Source organism: Flavobacterium sp. S87F.05.LMB.W.Kidney.N (assembly GCF_004366435.1).
In the GTDB taxonomy this organism is placed as follows: domain Bacteria; phylum Bacteroidota; class Bacteroidia; order Flavobacteriales; family Flavobacteriaceae; genus Flavobacterium.
On the sequence record NZ_SODX01000002.1, the window covers coordinates 221,064 to 242,406 of the forward strand.

Sequence of the window (21,343 nt, forward strand, 5' to 3'; positions counted from 1 at the left end):
GGTACTAAGTTAAAGGTTGAAAATCTTAGAACCTTAGAATCTTAGTAGCTCAGCATCTTAAATTATTTTAATACTTTACTCTGACAAACAAAATCTGATTTTGGAAGATTTGTTTTTGAAATGGCTCCAAAACCGCCTTCAACTTCAGAAAAATTTCTAAATCCGCGTGCCTGTAAAATAGAAGCAGCAATCATACTGCGGTAACCGCCGGCGCAATGCAGATAAAAATGCTCATTGGGATTAATGTCTTTTACCCAGTCATTAATATAAGCCAAAGGTTTGCTGTAAGCATCTTCAATATGTTCGGCTGCGTATTCTGTTTCTTTACGAATATCGATTATTTTATCTGTCTCGATATTTACTTCGTTTGCAAACTGTTCAGCTGTAATTCGGTTTACGGTATCTGTTTCAAAACCTGCATTTTGCCAAGCTTCAAATCCACCTTCTAAATGTCCAATAATCGTGTCAAAACCTACACGGCTTAAACGTGTTACGGTTTCTTCTTCCATTCCATTAGCTGTAACCAATACGATTGGCTGCTTTACATTAGCAATTAAAGTTCCAACCCACGGCGCAAAATCACCGTTGATTCCAATATTAATAGACTGCGGAATAAATCCTTTGCTAAAATCGGCAGCACTTCTGGTATCCAAAATTAAAGCGCCAGTTTCTTCTGCAACAGCTTCAAAATCTTTTACATTTATAGCTTTCATTCCGTTGTTTAAAACCGATTCAAAACTTTCGTAACCTTGCTTGTTCATGGCAACGTTCATGCTGAAATAGGCAGGAGGAGGCAATAATCCATCCGTTACTTCTTCAATAAATTCAGCTTCGGTCATATTGGCACGCAAAGCATAATTTGTTGCTTTTTGGTTCCCGATTGTCGAAACAGTTTCTTTACTCATGTTTTTTCCGCAGGCACTTCCAGCGCCATGTGCAGGATAAACAATTACATCATCAGCCAGAGTCATAATTTTATTTCTTAAAGAATGAAATAAAATTCCAGCCAATTGATCTTGTGTCATTCCCGCAGCTTTTTGTGCTAAATCTGGACGGCCTACATCTCCAATAAATAAAGTATCTCCAGAGAAAATTGCGTGATCTTTTCCGTTTTCATCAATCAATAAAAAAGTGGTGCTTTCCATAGTATGCCCAGGAGTGTGCAATACCTTAATAGTCACTTTTCCGATTTTAAATTCTTGTCCGTCTTTTGCAGAAATGCAGTCAAATTCGCAGGCCGCGTTTGGTCCGTAAACGATTGGAGCTCCAGTTTCTTTACTTAAATCGACGTGGCCCGAAACGAAATCGGCGTGAAAATGTGTTTCAAAAATGTATTTCAATTTTACGGCATCGCGTTCTAAACGATCTAAGTAAGGCTGTATTTCTCTAAGCGGATCGATAATGGCCGCTTCGCCATCTGAAGTAATATAATAAGCACCTTGTGCTAGACATCCGGTGTAAATTTGTTCTATTTTCATGATATGAAATCTAAAATATGTGGGATACAAATGTACTGCTGTTTTCTCAGAAAATAGGTGACTAATGTTACAGAAATTTGATTTCTGTTAAAAAATAATATTGATTTTATCATACAGGTTATATAAAGTGATTTAAAGTTGAGTAATTAAGCTTTTACTTCTAATTTTGCATATTACGAATGTCATTTTAAGAAAAAAAATATTCAGTTACTATGAACACAAAAGACTTATTAGATCAAATTGCTTTTATAAAAGAAATTGATAAAGTAAAATATATTCAGCGTAAAACAAAGTTATTTAACAGCGACCGATGCGAAAATGATGCTGAACACAGCTGGCATTTGGCATTGATGGCAATTGTTTTGGCAGAACATTCAGATGAGCCGATTGATGTTTTAAAAGTCGTTAAAATGGTTCTCATTCATGACATTGTCGAAATTGATGCTGGAGACGTTTTTATGTACGACACCGTAAAAAATCATTTAAATACAGATGAAGAACGATTAGCTGCTAATCGAATCTTTGGTTTACTGCCTAAAAACCAAGCTGAAGAATTTATTGCTATTTGGGAAGAATTTGAAGCTGGTGAAACCAATGAAGCTAAATTTGCAAAATCGATGGATCGTCTAGAACCTTTATTGCAAAATACCTCTAACAATGGCGGAACTTGGAGAGAATTTGATGTGAAGTATGATAAGGTTTATGAGAAAAAGAGCGTAATTAAAAATGGTTCAAAATCATTGTGGAATTATGCTGAAGGTTTGATTAACGATAGTGTAGAAAAAGGGATTTTGAAGAAATGATTTTTTTAAAACCATATAAGTGATATAAGTAATATAAATTGAAGGGAAAAACTTTGACAAAGATGCTGCGTTTTACTTATGAGTTTAAAAAAATTTACCGCAAAAACTAAATCAAACTTATATCACTTATATGGTTCAAAAATTTAGAAATAAACTCTTGTTTTAGGGGGTAATTCGGGTTTTAATGGGTAAATTTGTGGAACTTCATAAACAAATTACCTATTATGGAAGAAATGCTCTTTTATGATCGAATGCAATTTGCCTTCACCATTACTTTTCATTATCTTTTTCCACAGCTTACAATGGGTCTTTCGCTCATCATTGTTTACTTCAAATGGAAATACTTAAAAACCAATAACGAACAATACAATCACGCCACCCATTTCTGGATGAAAATCTTCGCCTTGAATTTTGCAATGGGCGTTGTAACGGGAATTCCGATGGAGTTTCAATTTGGAACCAACTGGGCAAAATTCTCTGAATTAACGGGCGGAATTATTGGTCAGACGCTCGCGATGGAAGGAATGTTTTCTTTCTTTCTCGAATCTTCATTTCTCGGAATATTTTTATTTGGAGAAAAACTCCTCGGACATAAATGGCATTTTGTAACTGGAGTATTAATCATGATTGGTTCTTGGGCAAGTGGTTATCTTATTATTGCCACACATTCTTGGATGCAGAACCCTGTGGGTTATGAAATTCTAGAAAACGGAAAATTTGTATTAACCAATTTCAAAGCTTTATTTTTAAATCCTTGGCTTTGGCCGTCTTATCTGCATAATCAAGCCGCTTCTTTGGTTACAAGTTCTTTTGTTGTGGCTGGAATCGGGGCTTTTTATATTTTGAGTAAAAAGAATGTTTCTTTTGGGAAATTGTTCTTGAAAACAGGAGTAATTTTCGGATTGATTTCGAGTATTATTGTGGCTGTGCCAACTGGAGATTTACTGGCAAAAAATGTGGTAAAATACCAGCCGGTGACTTTTGCAGGAATGGAAGGAATTTTTCATACCGAGAAAAGAGGTTCTGAAATTGTCTTAATTGGTCAGCCCGACGTAAAAGATAAAAAACTAGATAATAAAATTGCGGTTCCTAATATTTTGAGTTTCCTGACTTACGGAAATTGGGATCAGGAAATTAAAGGTTTAGATCAGTTTGAAGAAGATCTGCATCCAACAAATATTTCAGGATTGTATTATGCCTATCATATTATGGTTGGACTTGGAACAGTTTTTATCGGTTTAATGGTAATTTCTCTTTTTCAATTGGTTAGAGGAAAATTATTTCAAACCAAATGGATTTTATGGTCCTTAATGTTCATGATGCCATTTCCCTATATAGCAAACACAACAGGATGGTACACGGCTGAATTAGGAAGACAGCCTTGGCTGGTTTATAATTTACTGAGAACAACAGCGGGAGCTTCGCCAACTGTTTCTTCTGGAAATACTTTGTTTACATTGCTTGGATTTATAGGATTGTATTTATTGCTCGGAATGTTGTTTTTACTTCTAATTGGAAAAATTATCAATAAAGGACCGCATCATGTGGAACTTTCAACAGAAAAAATATAAGTATGGAATTTTTTTGGTACGTAGTTTTAATGGGAATTCTGGCTGTTTATCTGGTTTTAGACGGCTACGATTTTGGTGCAGGAATTATTCATTTATTTTTTGCAGATACAGAGCGAGATAAAAAAGTAATTACAAACTCAATTGGACCGTTTTGGGATGCTAATGAAGTTTGGCTGATTGCGGCTGGAGGTGTTTTGTTTTTTGCTTTTCCAACACTTTACGCATCATCTTTCAGTGGATTTTATCTGCCTTTGATTATGATTTTATGGCTCTTGATTTTTCGTGCAATTGGGTTAGAAATGCGCGGACAGGTGCATCATCCCATGTGGGAAAGTATTTGGGATAAAGCTTTCGGAATTGCCAGTTTGCTTTTGGCTTTGTTTTTTGGAATTGCTTTAGGAAATATCGTTCGCGGGGTCAATCTTGGAATGGTGCAGAATGGCGTTTCTACACAAGAAGCACATTTTTTCTTTCTGCCTTTGTGGAATCCAACTTTTAGTCCGCAGGCCAATGAGCTGGGAATTATTGATTGGTTTACGCTTTTCTTAGGAATTGTAAGTACTGTAGCTTTAACTATTCACGGGGCAAACTGGATTATTTATAAAACAAATTCATCTCTGAATCCGAAATTGAAAAAAGTAGTTTTTGCCTTGAATATTGTTTTGCTGGTTTTAGTTTGTATTTCATTGCAGATTTGGCATTTTATCGAGCCTAAACCATTTCATAATTTTGTTGAAAATCCGATTTTATGGTTTTTTCCTTTAATGACTTTTGTTGGAATTTTAGGATTATTCAAAGTTCGTTCGTTTAAAAAAGATGGTCACGGATTTCTGTTTTCGACTTTGTTTTTAGTCGGCGGATTTGCTTCAACAGCGGTTTCTATTTTCCCAAATGTGCTGCCTTCAACCAACAAAGTAAATCCGTCCTTAACGATTTATAACACTGCCGCTCACGAATACGGATTAAATGCTGGTTTGAGCTGGTTTTTTATCGCTCTATTTTTAGTGATTGTTTATTTTGTTATTCAATATCGTGTTTTCAGCGGAAAGATGGATGATATTGGGTATGGAGAGCATTGATTTTTATAAATACGGATTCACGAATTTTAATTATTTGATTATATGAATTGCCTCCAGTTTTAACTGGAGGTTTTTTTATTGAAAGGTGAGATGGCTTTAGCCAAATAAAAAGTTTGGCTAAAACCTAGACTCAAATTTGTTTATCTCCAGATGGAGACAATTGTTAAGAATCTTTAAAACCAAAAAAAATCATTCAATCAAGTCTGCGTTAGGGATAGGAGCGGTATCCTTTTTCTTGTTTCTTTAACAAGGAAAAGATACAAGCGGATAGCCCGGCCGGAGGAAACGCCCAAAATATAAATCTCCTAAATCAGGACATTTTATAAGTAATAAAAGGGGTAAATTATTATTAAAGATTTAATTACAACTTATAGTTATATTCTATAATTTTCTATTGTAGGAAAAAAAAGAAGTTAATGCTTAATATTGCGTATCTAAGAATTATTCCCCTAATATTCTTTAAAAATGATTTCTACTATAACTTTTAAATCTATTTTTACCTACTAATTAATTATGTCTTTAACAATTTTTCGCGACAAGATTAGATTTCATTACAAATCTAAAAATTGGCAGTATCAATTTGATGAAATAAAAGAGATTGGACTGCTGAAAAAAAAGAAAAAATACTTTTTAGAAAATAGTGTTTTTATTGCCGTTACAGCTGTTACTTATTATTGCATGATTTTCTCTGATATAATAGATGTGTATTACATTATTCCCGCAGTTTTGTGTTACAGTCTTGTTATAATCGCTTGGTTTAGAGAAAAAACGGAGTTTAACTATTTTGTGTTTGTAAAGGATGTTTACAAAAATAAAATAAGAACCAAAATCAAGGCAGAGGATCGGGTTTTGATAAGTAGACAAATAGATCATTTTTTAGATCTTCAGTTTGAGCGAAGTATTGGAAGAACCGCTTAAATTTAAAATTCAAGGATGTTTGTATTTGATGTTTTCCATTATGATTTTGTTTTCATAATGGGAGCTTTGATGTGTAGTTATTTATTGCAAAAAGGAAAAATTAACGAAAAAACAATGCTTCATAAATTAGTAGTATGAAGCAATACTAGAATACCCAAAAATAAGTATAGTTACGCTGTTTAACCAACGGCTGGCTGTTTTAACTATACATGACCCCAAATCAGAAAAATTATGGCCGCAACAATTAAAAACAAAATTAAAAACATTAGAGAGTTAAAGAATTATACTCAGGAATATATGGCAGAAAGATTAGGTGTAACACAAGCAGGTTACAGTAAAATTGAAAAAGGGAAGACTTCTTTGAGTTACGAGAAATTGGTTGAAATTGGAAGAATTTTAGATGTCAGTGTAGAGGATATAATTAGTTTTGATTACGATAAATACTTTAACAATTTTAATAAAATAACAGGAAACAACAACGGAAGCATTTTGATAAATGCTGATAATTCTTCGGTTTTAAAAGAGCTTTACGAAGATAAAATCAAACTTCTGGAAAAACTTCTCAACCGAACAGAACATGAGCTTGAGCGCTATAAAGAGAGGTTTGGAGAGATTTAAGAAATACACTTTTTAGTTTCATCTTTGTCAAAGTGTATAACTTTGACAAAGATTACTCTACAAGTAAAACTAAATTCAAAATATTTAAATAAAAATCTAAACAGATTGGCAATCCGTTTTAAATTTTAAAAGTTAAAACAAACTTCTTTTGCAATAATGTAAATTCCCATTACAAGTACAAACCATCCAAAAAGAGGTTTGAGTTTTGCACCATCGATTTTTTTAGAAAGCTGGCTTCCAATAATCATTCCGATTAAAGCCATTGCCGAAACGCTTAATAGAAAAGTATAATTGATTGGTGTTCCGATATATAAATCGCCTGCAAAGCCTATTGATGAATTAATTGTGATAATTAATAATGAAGTGCCGACTGCCTGCTTCATTGGTAAGTTGGCAAAGAAAAGAAGCGCAGGAATAATTAAAAATCCACCGCCAGCGCCAAGAAATCCCGTGACGATTCCCACTAAAAAGCCAATTAAACTAAGCTGCAAATAATTGGTTTCTGTTGTTTTTATTTCAGGCTGATTTTTTTTAATCATCGAAATTGCTGCCGTAATCATTAATATGGAAAAGATTATCATGATCAGAAAATCTTTTGAAACCGTATAAGAGGCTACAGAAAATAATGTCGCAGCAATTTGAGGAAAAATTACTTCGCGGATAATTAATATGGAAATTACAGAGGGAACTGCAAAATAAAACGCCGATTTCAGTTTGAGATTTCCCATTTTGTAATGGCTGAAACTTCCTGATAAAGCCGTTAATCCGACAATAAATAGGGAATATGAAGTTGCCTGATCTGGATTTACTTGAAATAAATAAACGAGAATAGGAATAGTCAAAATAGAACCGCCGCCGCCAATTAAGCCAAGCGAAATTCCGATTATGATTGAAGCAAAATAGCCTAAATATTCCATTGCATTTCTTTTAATGCAAAGTTGCTTCGGAAATTAGAATCCTACAGTAACATTTATCACAGAAGGAATTTTAAAGACGCAATTTCACAAATTTTCACGGATTATTCTGTCTGCATAAATTTTAAATCCTATGTGCAGTAATGAAAGTGAAAAACCTTTTTTTAAAATTACTAAAGCTATGTTTCTATGTGTTTAATAATAATAAAATATTTTGTCACATTGAGTGAAGTCGAAATGCGATGTGCAATCTCTCCCGAAGCCTCGGGATGCTCGAACTGACAATCGTTTTAAGAAATAAATTATTGGAATTAGTGTTAATTCGTGAAATTAGGGTTTAATAACTCAATCTGGTTTCGGTTTAGTTTCACCAGACCGCGTTGTTCCATTTTTTTTAATAATCGAGAAATCACTTCACGCGAAGTATTTAATTCGGTTGCGATTTCTTGGTGTGAAAGATTGACTTCAGAACAGCCGCAGGCATCAGAATGTCTTTTTAGGTAGAACTCCAAACGTTCGTCCATAGAACGGAAAGCGATATTATCAACCACTTCCAGCACTTCTTCAAAACGGCTTCTATAGGTTTCAATTACAAATTCGTACCAGCTTCTGTGTTCCATCATCCATTTGTCCATTAACTGCAGCGGAATCATCATTACAGAAACGTCTTCTACAACTTTCGCCATAATCTGGCTTTTCTCACTTTTTGCGGTGCAGATCATAGAAATGGCGCAGGCTTGGCCAGGTTGTAAATAATACATTAGGAATTCGCCGCCATCTTCGCCTTGACGATAAATCTTTATTTTTCCTTTGGTTATTAAAGCGGTATTTTTGATATACTGCCCCATACGCATTAATATTGTTCCAGCTTCAAAATCCTGCAGGCTTCCGTTTTCTTCTATAGTAGCGATAAGTTCGTTGGAGAAATTGGGAAATATGGTTTTTAAGGAATTTTGCATTGCTATAATAATTTTGGCACCTCGATCGGAGTCGAGATGTTTGCGGTTTTCGACTCTGCTCAAACTGACAGATGATACTTTTGGTTTCTAAATTTTTATCAAAAAGAGATTAAAAATTGTAATTGTTTGCAAAGATAATAGTTTGATTTGGGATTCATTGTCATAAAATTAGATTTAAGATGTATTTAGCGGAAATGAAAAAATCCTATTTTCTACCGATTTTGTAGACTGAATTTTTAAAAATAGTAAGTAAATTTGTAAATCACTGATTATAATACTTTCTCTAAAACGTTTTCTGAGAATAATAATCGAAATCGCATTTGGTACGTTTTTTATAAATAGAAACGTCGTAATTTTACAAAAACACATTTTATTATGAATTTATCACAAGAAGATTGGGTTGCTCAGTTAGAAGCTGACGAAAATGCAGTTATACTTGACGTAAGAACTGAAGACGAATTTAATGACGGCTATATTGAAAATGCTTTAAACATTGACATCAATAAGGGTCAGGGGTTCATTTACGAAATCGAAGAATTAGACAAAAATAAAAATTACTATGTATACTGCCGTTCTGGAGCTAGAAGTGCAAAAGCATGTCAGATCATGAACGAACTAGGTATCGAAAATGCCTACAATCTGCTTGGCGGAATCCTGGATTGGGAAGGCGAAACAGTACAACCATAAAAGAAGAAGAGGCATATAAAGGCCTCTTTTTTCTTTTGAAAATAGAATTACCAGACCATTAAACAAACCAAATTATGAGTTTTATACCAGAAGAATATCAGATTAATACGCTGATAAATCAAGATACTTATCTTGTAAACGGAGAATTGAAACAATGGACAGGGCAAACCACACCTGTGTTTTCTACTATTTCTTCAACAGAAAAATATTCGCCGACTTTATTAGGATCTATTCCTTTTATGGGAGAAAAAGAAGCGGCGGAAGTTGTCGAAGCTGCAACCAATGCATACGATATGGGTCAGGGCTTATGGCCGACTATGAAAGTAGCAGATCGCATTAAGTGCATGGAAAATTTTGTGAAACAAATGAAGGAAACCCGCGAAGAAGTGGTTAAACTTTTGATGTGGGAAATTGGAAAAAATCTTGGAGATTCACAAAAAGAATTCGACAGAACGGTAGAATATATTTACGATACTATTGCCAGTTATAAAGAATTAAATGGACGCAGTTCGCACTTCGAAAAAGTACAGGGTGTAAACGCCATGATTCGCCGCGGACCTCTTGGAGTTGTATTGTGTCTTGGACCTTACAATTATCCTCTTAATGAAACTTTTTCATTGTTGATCCCAGCTTTAATCATGGGAAATACAGTGATTTTTAAACCTGCGAAACATGGTGTTTTATGTATTACACCATTATTAGAAGCGTTTAGAAGCAGTTTCCCAAAAGGGGTAATTAATATTGTTTATGGCAGAGGACGTGAAGTGGCTTCTCCAATTATGAAATCTGGAAAAATTGATGTTTTGGCATTAATTGGAAATAGTAAATCGGCGATTGCATTACAAGATCAGCATCCAAACAAAAATAGACTACGTTTGATTTTAGGTTTAGAAGCTAAAAATCCAGCGATTATTTTACCAGATGCCGACTTAGATTTGGCAATCCAAGAATGTATTGCGGGAACTTTATCTTTTAACGGACAACGCTGTACGGCTTTAAAAGTATTATATGTTCACGAATCTGTTAGAGAAGAATTCAATAAACGCTTTTCTGAAAAAGTAGATAGTTTAATTTTTGGAAATCCTTGGGAAAAAGGAGTTTCTTTAACACCGCTTCCAGAAACCGAAAAACCAAGTTACATTCAGGGATTAATAGATGATGCAACTAGTAAAGGAGCGAAAATCATTAATGAAAAAGGAGGAAAGCATACTGATAATTATATTTTTCCAGCGGTTTTATTTCCAGTGAACAAGGAAATGCGCGTGTATCATGAAGAGCAATTTGGACCAGTTGTGCCGGTTCTTTCATTTAAAGATATTAAAGAGCCTTTAATTGATATGGCGGAATCTAACTACGGGCAGCAGGTGAGTTTGTTTGGTAAAGACATAAAAACACTTGCACCGCTTATTGATTCCCTGGTAAATTTAGTTTGCAGAGTAAACCTCAACAGTTCTTGCCAAAGAGGACCAGATGCATTTCCATTCACAGGTCGTAAAGATTCGGCTGTAGGAACATTAAGTATTCCAGATGCTTTGCGTTCTTTCTCAATTCGTACGTTTGTAGCTTCAAAAGATATCGATTATAATAATGAAATTCTGCAGGAATTGCTAAACAGCAAAGAATCAAATTTTATTAACACCGACTATATTTTGTAGTAATAAAGGTTATATATTAATTGTAGATACCGTCTGTTTCTTTTAGGGATAGACGGTTTTTTTTTTAATGTAAAATGTAAAATGTAAAATGTTAGATGTTAGATGTGAGATTTGAGATGTTAGAGCAGTCTTTTCACATCTAACATCTAACATCTCAAATCTCACATCTCACATCTAACATTTCACCATTAACAATTAATAATTAAATTTGTAACATTCGCAGAAAAGACACCACTAATCTGTTATCAAAAATTAATTTAAAAGATCTAAGAATAACTTATGGAAAAGAAAATATTGCAATTTGCAGTAATAGCATTTGTCTTTTTTGCCCAAAACAGCTTTGCCCAAGAGCTTTATATGCCAAGAAACATAAAAAAAGCTTACGCAGAAGGAACTCGTTCTAAAGACGGAAAACCAGGAAAAAACTATTGGCAGAATCACGGAAAATACAATATGGAAATTTCAGTTGATCCGAAAACTAAAATTGTAAGCGGAACAGAAACAATTATTTACGAGAACAATAGTAAAGACACTTTAAAAAACTTGGCTATTCGTTTTGTAAACAACCTTCATAAGCCATCTGCACCTCGCGGAAGCTCTGTAAGCGACGATTTTTTAAGCGACGGCTTGACTATCACTTCATTAAAAATAGAAAATGAAGTTTACAAAGAAGATGCAAGAAACTGGGGAACAGTTGGAAATGTAAAATTGAAAAAGGCAATTTTGCCACATTCAAAAACCATCCTAAATATTCAATGGAATTATCCTTTGTCTAAAGAAAGCGGAAGAGAAGGACAGATTGACGAAACTACATTTTTTGTAGCCTACAGCTATCCTCGTGTTTCGGTTTATGACGATTATAATGGCTGGGATAGGTTACCACATACAGACCGCCAAGAATTTTACAACGATTTTAATGATTACGTTTTCTCTGTAAAAGCTCCAAAAAACTATGTAGTCTACGCAACTGGAGATTTACTAAATCCAGATGAGGTTTTACAGCCAGAATTTGCCGCTCGATTAAAAAAATCCTACACGACAGATGAAATTCTGCATATTGCCAATGAACAAGAAATGAAAAGCGGTATTGTAACCAAACAATACGATTGGAATGTTTGGAAGTTTGAAGCCAAAAATATTTCAGATGTAACTTTTGGATTAAGCGATCATTACTTATGGGATGCCGGCAGTGTTGTAGTGGATAAAAAAACGAATCGCCGCGCAAGTGTTCAGGCAGCTTACGATATTAAAGGAACAGATTTCGTAAATTCAGTAAAAAACAATCAATATGCTTTAGATTGGTTTTCAAATAACTGGCCTGGAGTTCCATATCCGTTTTCTAAAATGACAGCCTTTCAAGGTTTCGCAGATATGGAATACCCAATGATGTGTAACGATTCGCAAATGGGAGATCCTGTTTTTGCACAATTGGTACAAGATCATGAAGTTGCACACACATATTTCCCGTTTTATATGGGGATCAACGAAACACGTTATGCTTTTATGGACGAAGGCTGGGCAACAACTTTTGAATATTTAATTGGAATTGCAGAACATGGTAAAGAAGCAGCAGACAAATTTTATCAGGACTTTAGAGTAAAAGGATACATAAATGATCGATCTACGGAAGAAGATCAGCCGATAATTTCAATGTCTACACAAGTTTCTGGAGCAGGTTACGGAAATAACTCTTATGGAAAAGCATCACTTTCATATTTAGCTTTAAAAGATATGCTGGGCGATGAATTGTTCAAAAAGGCGTTGCACGCTTATATGGATACTTGGAATGGAAAACACCCTATTCCGTGGGATTATTTTAATTCATTTAATACTGCAACAGGGAAAAATCTAAACTGGTTCTTCAACAATTGGTTCTTCACTAATAATTACCTTGATATTGCAGTAAAGAATATTTCTTCGGATAATAAAATAATTACAGTAGAAAACATTGGAGGTTTTGCTATTCCTTTTGATGCAATTATTACTTATGCGGATAATTCAAAAGCAGTATTGCATCAGACTCCTTCAGTTTGGGAAAAGAATCAAAAAACAGCTAAAATTATTTTAAAAAGTACAAAAAAAATTAAGCAGGTACAACTTGACGGAGGTATTTTTATGGATGCAACTCCAGAAAATAACATTTTGCAGATCAAATAATTAAACGTTTTTTAAATATATTACAACGCCTCTTTTCAATAGAAAAGAGGCGTTTTTTATTATTGAATTATTTAAGACAATGAAAAAAAAACAGAAAGTGTAAGAAAGTTTCTTTAAAATAAATTAGGTTTGCAAAAAATAAACCTACTAATTTAATGAAAAAGACCTTTATTCTAATTGTTTTGTTGAAGACTTGTCAGTTTTTCGGGCAGAATGATCAAAAAACCACATTTCAAAAGAATAAATACGAATTAGCCCTTTCGTATTATAAAAAAGCTGATTTTGCAAAAGCTATTGATTTATTTTCTTTAGTCGCAAAAATTAAACCTGACAATGAAATAGCGGAAGAAGCTATTAAAAAAGTGGACACCTTACGTGATGTTTTAAGAAAAAATATCTTAGACCATGCAATAGGAACTTGGAAGAAAACTGGAAGTCATCCAGTTTGGGCAACTACATCTGCTGGTTTCGATAATCAGACTGATTTTGATGAATTTCTTGAAATTAATGAAAATGAAATTTTGTTTTTCGAAATTGATAGAAAAACCAAACAAAAGAAAATTCTAAAAACTGAGAATTTAGTTTATAATGATCAGAAGAATACCGTATCATTATATTCAGAAATCATACTTTCAGACGGAACGATTTGGAATTGCAGTATTAACGAAAAATCAAATGTATTGCATGTAATCAACGTAGCTGTTAAAACAGAAGAAGGTATCGAAAAGATAAATGAGGATAACTTGGAAAGTTACTACGTTAAGATATAATAGAAAGGGAATCAATTGATTCCCTTTTATTTTTTACAAGAATTTAAAGCCAAGCGAAAAATTTGTAATTCCTGTTTTAATTTCACCATCAGAAGAATCGATATCTGTTAAGCCAGCAAGATATCGTACGTCAAAAGTCAATTTCCATACATCAACTCCAACTCCGCCAATTATACTATGATTGTTCTTTTCTAATGCTATAGAATTGAGGTTATTATTTTTACTAATATCCGAATAATTTTTCCAGTTATACCCAACAAAAAGCCTCACATTTCCAACTTTACCCAGTGGTACAAGCTTGTACCCGGCAATTAACGAAGCGTCTGTCCCAGCTAGTTTAAATTCGGTTTCACCAATGCCATCTTGATAAACACTGAAATTTGATTTCGAATAACCAAATTCGCCCTGACCATAAAAAAGTAAAAGATTTACTCGGGCAAATGCAGCAAAACCAATTCCTGTGTTGGTGTGATCTGAACTAAAATTTTTTGCATTTACAGAAGTTATATTAGTTGAAATCTGAGGTCCGATTTGTATTAATTGCGCAAATCCGTTGACACAAATACATAAAAAAGCAGCTAAAAAGAAATTTTTCATAACGGAAGATATTTGATGTTGGTACTATAAAAATAATGATAATTGATTTAAATTGAACGATTTGTCTGGTTTATTTTTGTTTAATTTTTGAAAGAATATTAACATTCATCTCTTTTTTGATTTTTCAAATTCATGATAAAATGCATTACTTTTGGTCAACTTCTAATGGACTAAAATGGAAATTAAAACAATAAATGCATTCGATACGTGGCAGATCAGACATGAGGTGATGTGGCCAGACCAGCCTTTTGAATTTGTGCAGCTCGAAGAAGATAATTTAGGATTGCATTATGGTGCTTACGAGAATGATAAATTACTTTCAATAGTGTCTTGTTTTATTACGGGAGAAGAGATGCAGTTTCGAAAATTAGCCACTTTAGCCGAATATCAAGGCAGAGGAATTGCATCGGCATTATTGAACCACATTTTTACGGCAGCGAGAGAAAAGGAAATAAAAAAAGTTTGGTGCAATGCAAGGGCAGAAAAAAAACAATTTTATGAAAAATTCGGTATGGTTGATACTGGAGAGCTTTTCACAAAGGCAGGACAGGAATTTGTAATTATGCAGATCGTCTTTTAAGTGATTGGTTTGTAGTGTTTTGACTGTGTTTTTGTTGTCTAAATATGTCCATTTTGATTTTATTTTAAAGTGAAAACGTTTTCGTTTACGATTACATGTTAAGACTTTCTTATTTTATTTTTTTTATTCCAATCTTTTATTACTTTCGCACCCAAATGAGAAAGTTAATAGTATTTTTAGTATTCATGAATATGCTTCTGTTCGGCGGAGGCCAATATCTTAATGCTAATACTTTTGGCTTACCTCAGCACCATAATCTTGAAAAGAAACACCGAGTTAAATTCACTAATCAAGATCGTGGATCTTCAACTATTGAAGATGCCGCAGATATTGATATTGAAGAGGAATTTCTAGGAAATGATGATGTTGATGGACTTACGAATAAATTTTTTGCATCGTCTTACAGTTTAGTAGACGACTTGTATCTGGCTTTGTCAGATCAATCTGCTGCAAATGATTCCAATCGTTTAAAAATTTCTACGCCTAACTTAGGGCATTCAAATCCTATATATATTACTCAGAGAGTATTAAGAATTTGATTTTAAAATATACATTGGTTGCCTAAGTTGCGATCCTGCATATCTTGCTGCTGTATATTTTTCTCTTACTTCCGCTTATATGACAATTAAGGTCAGACCAAGGCTTACTGATGTTTTATCCATCTTTAAGGAATCTTGTATTCCAAGCATTCAATCGCTTAATTTCCATTTAAAAATCATGAAAAGAATCATCTTGTTCGCGGGCTTTATGGCCGCGGTGTGCTTAACCAGTTGTACAGCAAAAAAAGAAGAAAAAGAAGAAGCGGAAAAGTTTACAGTAACTAATCCCGTAAAACTTGACACTTCATTTACAAAAGAATATGTTTCGCAGATCAAATCTGTACGAAACATTGAAATCCGCGCCCAGGAAAAAGGGTTTTTACAAAACATTTATGTTGATGAAGGACAGTTTGTAAAAAAAGGACAGCTGTTGTTTAAAATTATGCCAAACATGTATCAGTCTGAATTGCTTAAAGCTCAGGCAGAACAAAAATCAGTAGAAATTGAATTACAAAATTCAAAACTATTGGCAGATAAAAATATCGTTTCTAAAAACGAATTAAGTGTAGCTCAGGCAAAATTGCAGTCTGCAAAAGCTGAAGTTGCTCTTGCAAAACTTCATTTATCATTTACAGAAATCAGAGCTCCATTTGATGGAACAATCGATAGAATTCCATTAAAATTAGGAAGTTTAATTGATGAAGGCGAATTGCTGACAAGTCTTTCAGACAACAGTCAGATGTTTGCTTATTTCAACGTTTCTGAGCCAGAATATATCAGCTATGAAACAAATGTAAAAGATCGTGCAGATAATAAAGTGAATTTAGTTTTGGCTAACGGAGACATTTTTAAAGAAAAAGGAAATGTTGAAGTTATCGAAAGTGAGTTTAACAATGAAACAGGAAATATTGCTTTTAGAGCAAGATTCCCAAATTCTGGTAAATTACTTAGAAACGGTGAAACAGGACAAGTACAAATGCTGGTTCCTCTTAAAAATGCAATTGTAATTCCGCAAAAAGCGACTTACGAAATTCAGGATAAAAAATATGTTTTTGTTGTGGATAAAAATGATAAGGTAAGCTCTAGAGAAATCACTATTACAGGTGAAATCCCTGATTTATATGTGATTAAAAGCGGACTTAATGAAAATGATAAAATTTTACTTGAAGGTGTTCAGAAAGTAAAAGAGAATGATAAAATTAAATACGAATTTGAATCTCCTAAAAAGGTTATCAATAACCTGCGCTTAAAAGCAGAGTAAATTAGTGTTCAGTCGCAGTTTTAAGTATTCAGTTTATTTTGAAAGTACTAAAATTTGCAAGTAACTTATTGATTTCCTTTTAGTTTAATCATTAAAAAAAATAAAAATGTTTAATAAATTTATTCAAAGACCAGTATTGTCGATAGTGATATCGTTGATAATTGTCTTTTTAGGGATTTTGTCTGTATTGAATTTACCAATTACACAATTCCCTACCATTTCACCGCCAATGGTGAACGTTACCGCAGATTACCCGGGATCTAACGGTGAATTGATGGTAAAAGCTGTTGTTATTCCTTTAGAAAGAGCCTTAAATGGAGTTCCAGGAATGAAATATATGGCTTCTGACGCAGGAAATGATGGTGAAGCTACAATTAAAGTGGTGTTTAACTTAGGAACAGATCCGAATCAGGCAGCTATTAACGTTCAGAACCGTGTGGCTTCGGTTACTAATAAATTACCTCCATTAGTAATTAGAGAAGGTATCAAAATTACACGAGAAGTACCAAGTATGTTGATGTACGTGAACCTTTACAGTACAGACAAAAATACCGACATGAAGTTCTTGTATAACTATGCCGATATCAACGTTCTTTCAGAATTGAAAAGGGTAAATGGTATTGGTTCTGGAGATATCTTAGGAACACGTGAATATGCAATGCGTATCTGGTTGAAACCAGACCGTATGCTGGCTTATAAAATTTCTGCTGATGAGGTAATGGAAGCATTATCCAGTCAGAGTTTGGAGGCTTCCCCAGGTAAAACGGGGGAAAGCTCTGGTAAACGTTCTCAGGCATTTGAATATGTATTGAAATATTCTGGACGTTTTACAACAAAAGAGCAATACGAGAACATTGTAGTAAAAGCAAATCCAAACGGAGAGCTTTTGAGATTAAAAGATGTTGCTAAAGTAGAATTTGGAAGCTCGATGTACGATATCTATTCTAATTTGAATGGAAGACCATCTGCGGCTATTGTATTGAAACAATCTTTTGGAAGTAACGCGAATCAGGTTATTGAAGAAGTTAAAGCTAAACTGGAAAAAATCAAGCAAAGATTTCCTAAAGGAATGGATTATGAAATTTCGTATGACGTTTCTAAATTCCTTGATGCTTCTATCGAAAAAGTAATCCATACTTTGGTTGAAGCATTTATTCTGGTAGGTTTGGTAGTTTTCCTTTTCTTAGGAGACTGGCGTTCGACAGTTATTCCTGCAATTGCGGTACCAGTATCTTTGGTAGGAACCTTTGTGTTCATGACATTCTTCGATATTTCGTTGAACTTGATTACATTATTTGCTTTGGTATTGGCAATTGGAGTCGTCGTCGATGATGCGATTGTAGTTATCGAGGCCGTTCACGCCAAAATGGAAGAAGAACATCTTTCTCCATTTAAAGCAACCAAAAAAGCCATGCACGAGATTGCAGGAGCAATTATCGCAATTACATTCTTAATGGCTGCGGTATTCATTCCTGTTGCTTTTATGTCTGGTCCTGTTGGAGTATTTTACAGACAGTTCTCTGTAACTATGGCAACTGCAATTATCCTTTCTGGTATTGTGGCTTTGACATTGACACCGGCACTTTGTGCGATGATGTTAAAAAACAATCATGGTCAGCCTAAAAAGAAAACCCCTGCAAATAGATTTATAGATGCGTTTAACGATAAATTCAATTTAGCGCAAGGTAAATATCAAAATCTATTAGGTAAAATTGTTGACAGAAGAGTGGTTACTATTGTGGCACTTTTAGGTTTCTGTGCTGGAACATGGTTGATAAGCAGTTCTGTTCCTTCAGGATTTATTCCGAATGAGGATCAGGGAATGTTTTATGCCGTAATTCAGACTCCTCCAGGTTCGTCTTTAGAAAGAACTAATAATATTGCAGAGAGAGTTCAAAAAATTGCCGAAGATATTGATGGAGTAAAATCTGTTTCTTCTTTAGCAGGTTATGAGATTTTGTCTGAAGGTACAGGGGCCAACTCTGGAACTTGTTTGGTTAACTTGAAAGACTGGAGTGACAGAAAAGAATCTGTTGTTGAGATTATGCATGAAATGGAGGAAAAATGTAAAGATATTACAGGAGCGAATATCGAATTTTTCCAACCGCCTGCTGTACCAGGATATGGTGCTGCCGGAGGGTTTGAGCTTCGTTTGTTAGATAAAACAGGTTCTGTTGATTATAAGAGAATGGAACAAGTAAATAACGATTTTGTTGCTGAATTGAATAAACAACCGGAATTATCAAACGTATTTAGCTTTTACAGTTCTAGCTTCCCTCAATACATGATGAAAGTCGATAATGACTTGGCACAGCAAAAAGGTGTTTCTATCGAAAATGCCATGAATACTTTGTCAACTCTTGTGGGAAGTAACTACGAAATCAGTTTTATCAAATTTGGTATCAACTATAAAGTAATCGTTCAGGCTTCGCCAGAATATCGTGCACAGCCAGATGATATCTTAAAATTGTATGTAAAAAATGATCGTGATGAAATGGTACCTTTTTCTGCTTTTATGAAACTAGAAAAAGTGTATGGTCTTTCTGAAATTACACGTCATAATATGTATACCTCAACACAAATCAGTGGTTCACCAGCTGCGGGTTATAGTTCTGGTACAGCGATTAAAGTTATTCAGAAAATTGCGGCCGAAAAATTACCAAGAGGATATGACATTGACTGGGCAGGTATTTCTGCCGATGAGGTAGCTCAGGGAAATCAGGCAATTTGGGTATTCTTGATCTGTTTAGGATTCGTTTACTTAGTATTAGCTGCTCAATACGAAAGTTTTATCCTTCCATTATCGGTAATTCTTTCTTTGCCAGCGGGTATTTTTGGAGCTTTCCTTCTGTTAAAATTAACAGGATTAGAAAACAACATTTATGCTCAGGTTGCAATGGTAATGCTTATTGGTTTATTGGGTAAAAATGCGGTATTAATTGTAGAGTTTGCGATTCAGCGACACGCAGCAGGATTATCAGTTTTACAAGCATCAATGGAAGGAGCTAAAGCAAGGTTCCGTCCAATCTTGATGACTTCGTTTGCCTTTATTGCAGGTTTATTACCGCTTGCTTTTGCAACTGGTCCAGGTAAAATTGGTAACAGAACTATTGGTACAGCAGCTGCAGGAGGTATGCTTATAGGAACTATTTGTGGTGTATTCGTGATTCCTGGATTGTATTTCATATTCGCTAAGATTGCTGAGAAACACAAACTAGTAAAACATGAAGAAGAAAATCCATTAACAGAAGAAATTGATAACAATCATGTATAAATTCAAATCATATCAATATGGTATTGCATTAGGAATATGTCTTACGGTTGCAGGGTGTAAAGCCCCTGCACCTGAGGCAGCAATTACCACAAGCACACCAGTTCCTGAGTCATTTGGTACAACGGCTCAAGCTCAGGATGCAAACAATAATACGGCAGCGTTAAATTGGAAAGATTACTTTAAAGATCAAAATCTTATTGATTTAATTGATATTGCCCTGAAAAATAATCAGGAGCTGAATATCACTTTACAAGAAATTGAAATTGCTAAGAATGACATTCGAGTAAGAAAAGGACTTTTATTACCAACAGTTGGTGTTCGCGCCGGCGCTGGAATAGAAAAAGTAGGTAGATATACCAGCCAGGGTGCCGGTGATGCTACAACAGAAATTAAACCAGGTGTAGAAACACCAGATCCGCTGGGAGATTTTACGATTTCTGCTTATGCAAATTGGGAAGTAGATATCTGGAAAAAACTTCGTAATTCTAAAAAAGCAGCTTTAAACAGATATTTAGCTACTGTTGAAGGTAGAAACTTTGTTATTACAAACCTTATTGCAGAAGTTGCAGATTCTTATTATGAATTAATAGCTTTAGACAATCAGTTGGATATTGTAAAACAAACGATCAAATTGCAGACTAACGCTTTAGAAATTGTAAAAGTTCAGAAGCAGGCTGCAAGAGCAACAGAACTAGGAGTTAAGAAGTTTGAAGCAGAGGTTTTAACTTCACAGAGTATGGAGTTTGATATTTTGCAGCAGATAAAAGAAGCTGAAAACAAAATCAACTTTTTATTGGGAAGATATCCACAGGAGATTAAAAGAACAAGCAATACTAATTTCTTAAGTTTGCTTCCAGCTGCTGTAAGTTCTGGAATTCCATCTCAATTATTAGCTAATCGCCCAGATGTGAAACAAGCAGAATTGGAGTTAGTAGCTGCAAAATTAGATGTAAAAGTAGCGCGTGCTGAGTTTTATCCATCTTTGGATATTTCTGCTGCAATAGGTGTACAAGCTTTTAAACCATCTTATTTGCTTACAATGCCCGAATCTCTTTTATATTCTTTAGCGGGAGATCTTGTTGCACCATTGATTAATAGAAATGCAATTAAAGCGGAGTTTGCAAGTGCAAATGCAAGACAACTTCAAGCATTATATAATTACGATCGTACTGTTTTAAACGCTTATTTAGAAGTTTCAAATCAATTGTCTAAAATTGATAATCTTCAAAAAGGATATGATCTTAAATCGAAACAAGTAGAAGCTTTAAATACTTCTATTGACGTTTCTAACGATTTATTTAAATCTGCAAGAGTTGATTATTTCGAAGTTTTGATGACACAAAGAGATGCATTAGAAGCAAAACTAGAATTGGTTGATACTAAAAAAGAACAATTGAATGCTGCTGTCCATGTTTATAGAGACTTAGGCGGCGGTTGGAAATAATATTGCCAATTAATTTGTAGAAAAAAGGCCTTTTGGAAG

Annotated in this window: 18 protein-coding genes; 14 read left to right on the plus strand and 4 right to left on the minus strand. The window is 34.2% G+C overall.

What is annotated here, in order from left to right:
• Positions 1–62: 62 nt before the first annotated feature.
• Positions 63–1,478: an MBL fold metallo-hydrolase gene (locus EDB96_RS06825; RefSeq protein ID WP_134139857.1), complete on the minus strand. Its 1,416-nt coding sequence runs from the start codon at positions 1,476–1,478 to the stop codon at positions 63–65.
• A gap of 212 nt (positions 1,479–1,690) precedes the next feature.
• Here EDB96_RS06825 and EDB96_RS06830 point away from each other — a divergent pair, with 212 nt between their 5' ends.
• The 5 genes from EDB96_RS06830 (at position 1,691) to EDB96_RS06850 (ending at position 6,467) form a co-directional block, all read left to right on the plus strand.
• A complete protein-coding gene (locus tag EDB96_RS06830; protein ID WP_134139858.1) occupies positions 1,691–2,281 on the plus strand; it encodes an HD domain-containing protein in 591 nt (196 codons plus the stop codon).
• A gap of 224 nt (positions 2,282–2,505) precedes the next feature.
• A complete protein-coding gene (locus EDB96_RS06835) occupies positions 2,506–3,852 on the plus strand; it encodes a cytochrome ubiquinol oxidase subunit I (RefSeq protein WP_134139860.1) in 1,347 nt (448 codons plus the stop codon).
• A 2-nt stretch (positions 3,853–3,854) separates the two neighbouring features.
• The gene (gene cydB / locus EDB96_RS06840) at positions 3,855–4,931 is read left to right on the plus strand and encodes a cytochrome d ubiquinol oxidase subunit II (RefSeq protein ID WP_057116779.1); all 1,077 of its coding nucleotides are present in this window, start codon (positions 3,855–3,857) and stop codon (positions 4,929–4,931) included.
• A gap of 513 nt (positions 4,932–5,444) precedes the next feature.
• The gene (locus tag EDB96_RS06845) at positions 5,445–5,849 is read left to right on the plus strand and encodes a hypothetical protein (protein ID WP_057116778.1); all 405 of its coding nucleotides are present in this window, start codon (positions 5,445–5,447) and stop codon (positions 5,847–5,849) included.
• Positions 5,850–6,080: 231 nt separating this feature from the next.
• Positions 6,081–6,467 (plus strand): helix-turn-helix transcriptional regulator, encoded by a 387-nt coding sequence (locus tag EDB96_RS06850; RefSeq protein WP_134139862.1) that lies wholly within the window; start codon positions 6,081–6,083, stop codon positions 6,465–6,467.
• Between the two features lie 125 nt (positions 6,468–6,592).
• Here the strand turns inward: EDB96_RS06850 and EDB96_RS06855 are convergent, their stop codons facing one another.
• Positions 6,593–7,384, minus strand: coding sequence for a sulfite exporter TauE/SafE family protein (locus tag EDB96_RS06855; protein ID WP_134139864.1), 792 nt, complete (start codon positions 7,382–7,384; stop codon positions 6,593–6,595).
• A gap of 314 nt (positions 7,385–7,698) precedes the next feature.
• Positions 7,699–8,340, minus strand: a complete 642-nt coding sequence (locus EDB96_RS06860; protein ID WP_134139865.1) for a Crp/Fnr family transcriptional regulator — start codon at positions 8,338–8,340, stop codon at positions 7,699–7,701.
• Positions 8,341–8,715: 375 nt separating this feature from the next.
• Between EDB96_RS06860 and EDB96_RS06865 the strand changes: the two genes are divergently transcribed.
• From EDB96_RS06865 to EDB96_RS06880, 4 genes are all read left to right on the plus strand, one after another.
• Complete coding sequence (locus EDB96_RS06865; protein WP_057116775.1) at positions 8,716–9,027, plus strand: rhodanese-like domain-containing protein; 312 nt, start codon at positions 8,716–8,718, stop codon at positions 9,025–9,027.
• Between the two features lie 74 nt (positions 9,028–9,101).
• Complete coding sequence (locus EDB96_RS06870; protein ID WP_134139867.1) at positions 9,102–10,682, plus strand: NADP-dependent glyceraldehyde-3-phosphate dehydrogenase; 1,581 nt, start codon at positions 9,102–9,104, stop codon at positions 10,680–10,682.
• A 279-nt stretch (positions 10,683–10,961) separates the two neighbouring features.
• On the plus strand, positions 10,962–12,839 hold the full coding sequence (locus EDB96_RS06875) for a M1 family metallopeptidase (RefSeq protein WP_134139868.1): 1,878 nt from the start codon (positions 10,962–10,964) through the stop codon (positions 12,837–12,839).
• 155 nt (positions 12,840–12,994) lie between these two features.
• Positions 12,995–13,609: a tetratricopeptide repeat protein gene (locus EDB96_RS06880; protein WP_134139870.1), complete on the plus strand. Its 615-nt coding sequence runs from the start codon at positions 12,995–12,997 to the stop codon at positions 13,607–13,609.
• 33 nt (positions 13,610–13,642) lie between these two features.
• Here EDB96_RS06880 and EDB96_RS06885 read toward each other — a convergent pair whose 3' ends face one another.
• Positions 13,643–14,206 (minus strand): outer membrane beta-barrel protein, encoded by a 564-nt coding sequence (locus tag EDB96_RS06885; protein WP_057116771.1) that lies wholly within the window; start codon positions 14,204–14,206, stop codon positions 13,643–13,645.
• A 175-nt stretch (positions 14,207–14,381) separates the two neighbouring features.
• Between EDB96_RS06885 and EDB96_RS06890 the strand changes: the two genes are divergently transcribed.
• The 5 genes from EDB96_RS06890 to EDB96_RS06910 all read left to right on the plus strand — a co-directional run bounded on the left by EDB96_RS06890 (position 14,382) and on the right by EDB96_RS06910 (position 21,304).
• Positions 14,382–14,786: a GNAT family N-acetyltransferase gene (locus EDB96_RS06890; RefSeq protein ID WP_134139871.1), complete on the plus strand. Its 405-nt coding sequence runs from the start codon at positions 14,382–14,384 to the stop codon at positions 14,784–14,786.
• Between the two features lie 155 nt (positions 14,787–14,941).
• The gene (locus EDB96_RS06895; RefSeq protein ID WP_134139873.1) at positions 14,942–15,325 is read left to right on the plus strand and encodes a hypothetical protein; all 384 of its coding nucleotides are present in this window, start codon (positions 14,942–14,944) and stop codon (positions 15,323–15,325) included.
• 178 nt (positions 15,326–15,503) lie between these two features.
• Positions 15,504–16,586, plus strand: coding sequence for an efflux RND transporter periplasmic adaptor subunit (locus EDB96_RS06900; protein ID WP_057116769.1), 1,083 nt, complete (start codon positions 15,504–15,506; stop codon positions 16,584–16,586).
• A 106-nt stretch (positions 16,587–16,692) separates the two neighbouring features.
• Positions 16,693–19,860 (plus strand): efflux RND transporter permease subunit, encoded by a 3,168-nt coding sequence (locus EDB96_RS06905; protein ID WP_057116768.1) that lies wholly within the window; start codon positions 16,693–16,695, stop codon positions 19,858–19,860.
• Positions 19,853–21,304: a TolC family protein gene (locus EDB96_RS06910; RefSeq protein WP_057116767.1), complete on the plus strand. Its 1,452-nt coding sequence runs from the start codon at positions 19,853–19,855 to the stop codon at positions 21,302–21,304. Before EDB96_RS06905 ends, EDB96_RS06910 begins: the two co-directional genes overlap by 8 nt.
• Positions 21,305–21,343: the final 39 nt, after the last annotated feature.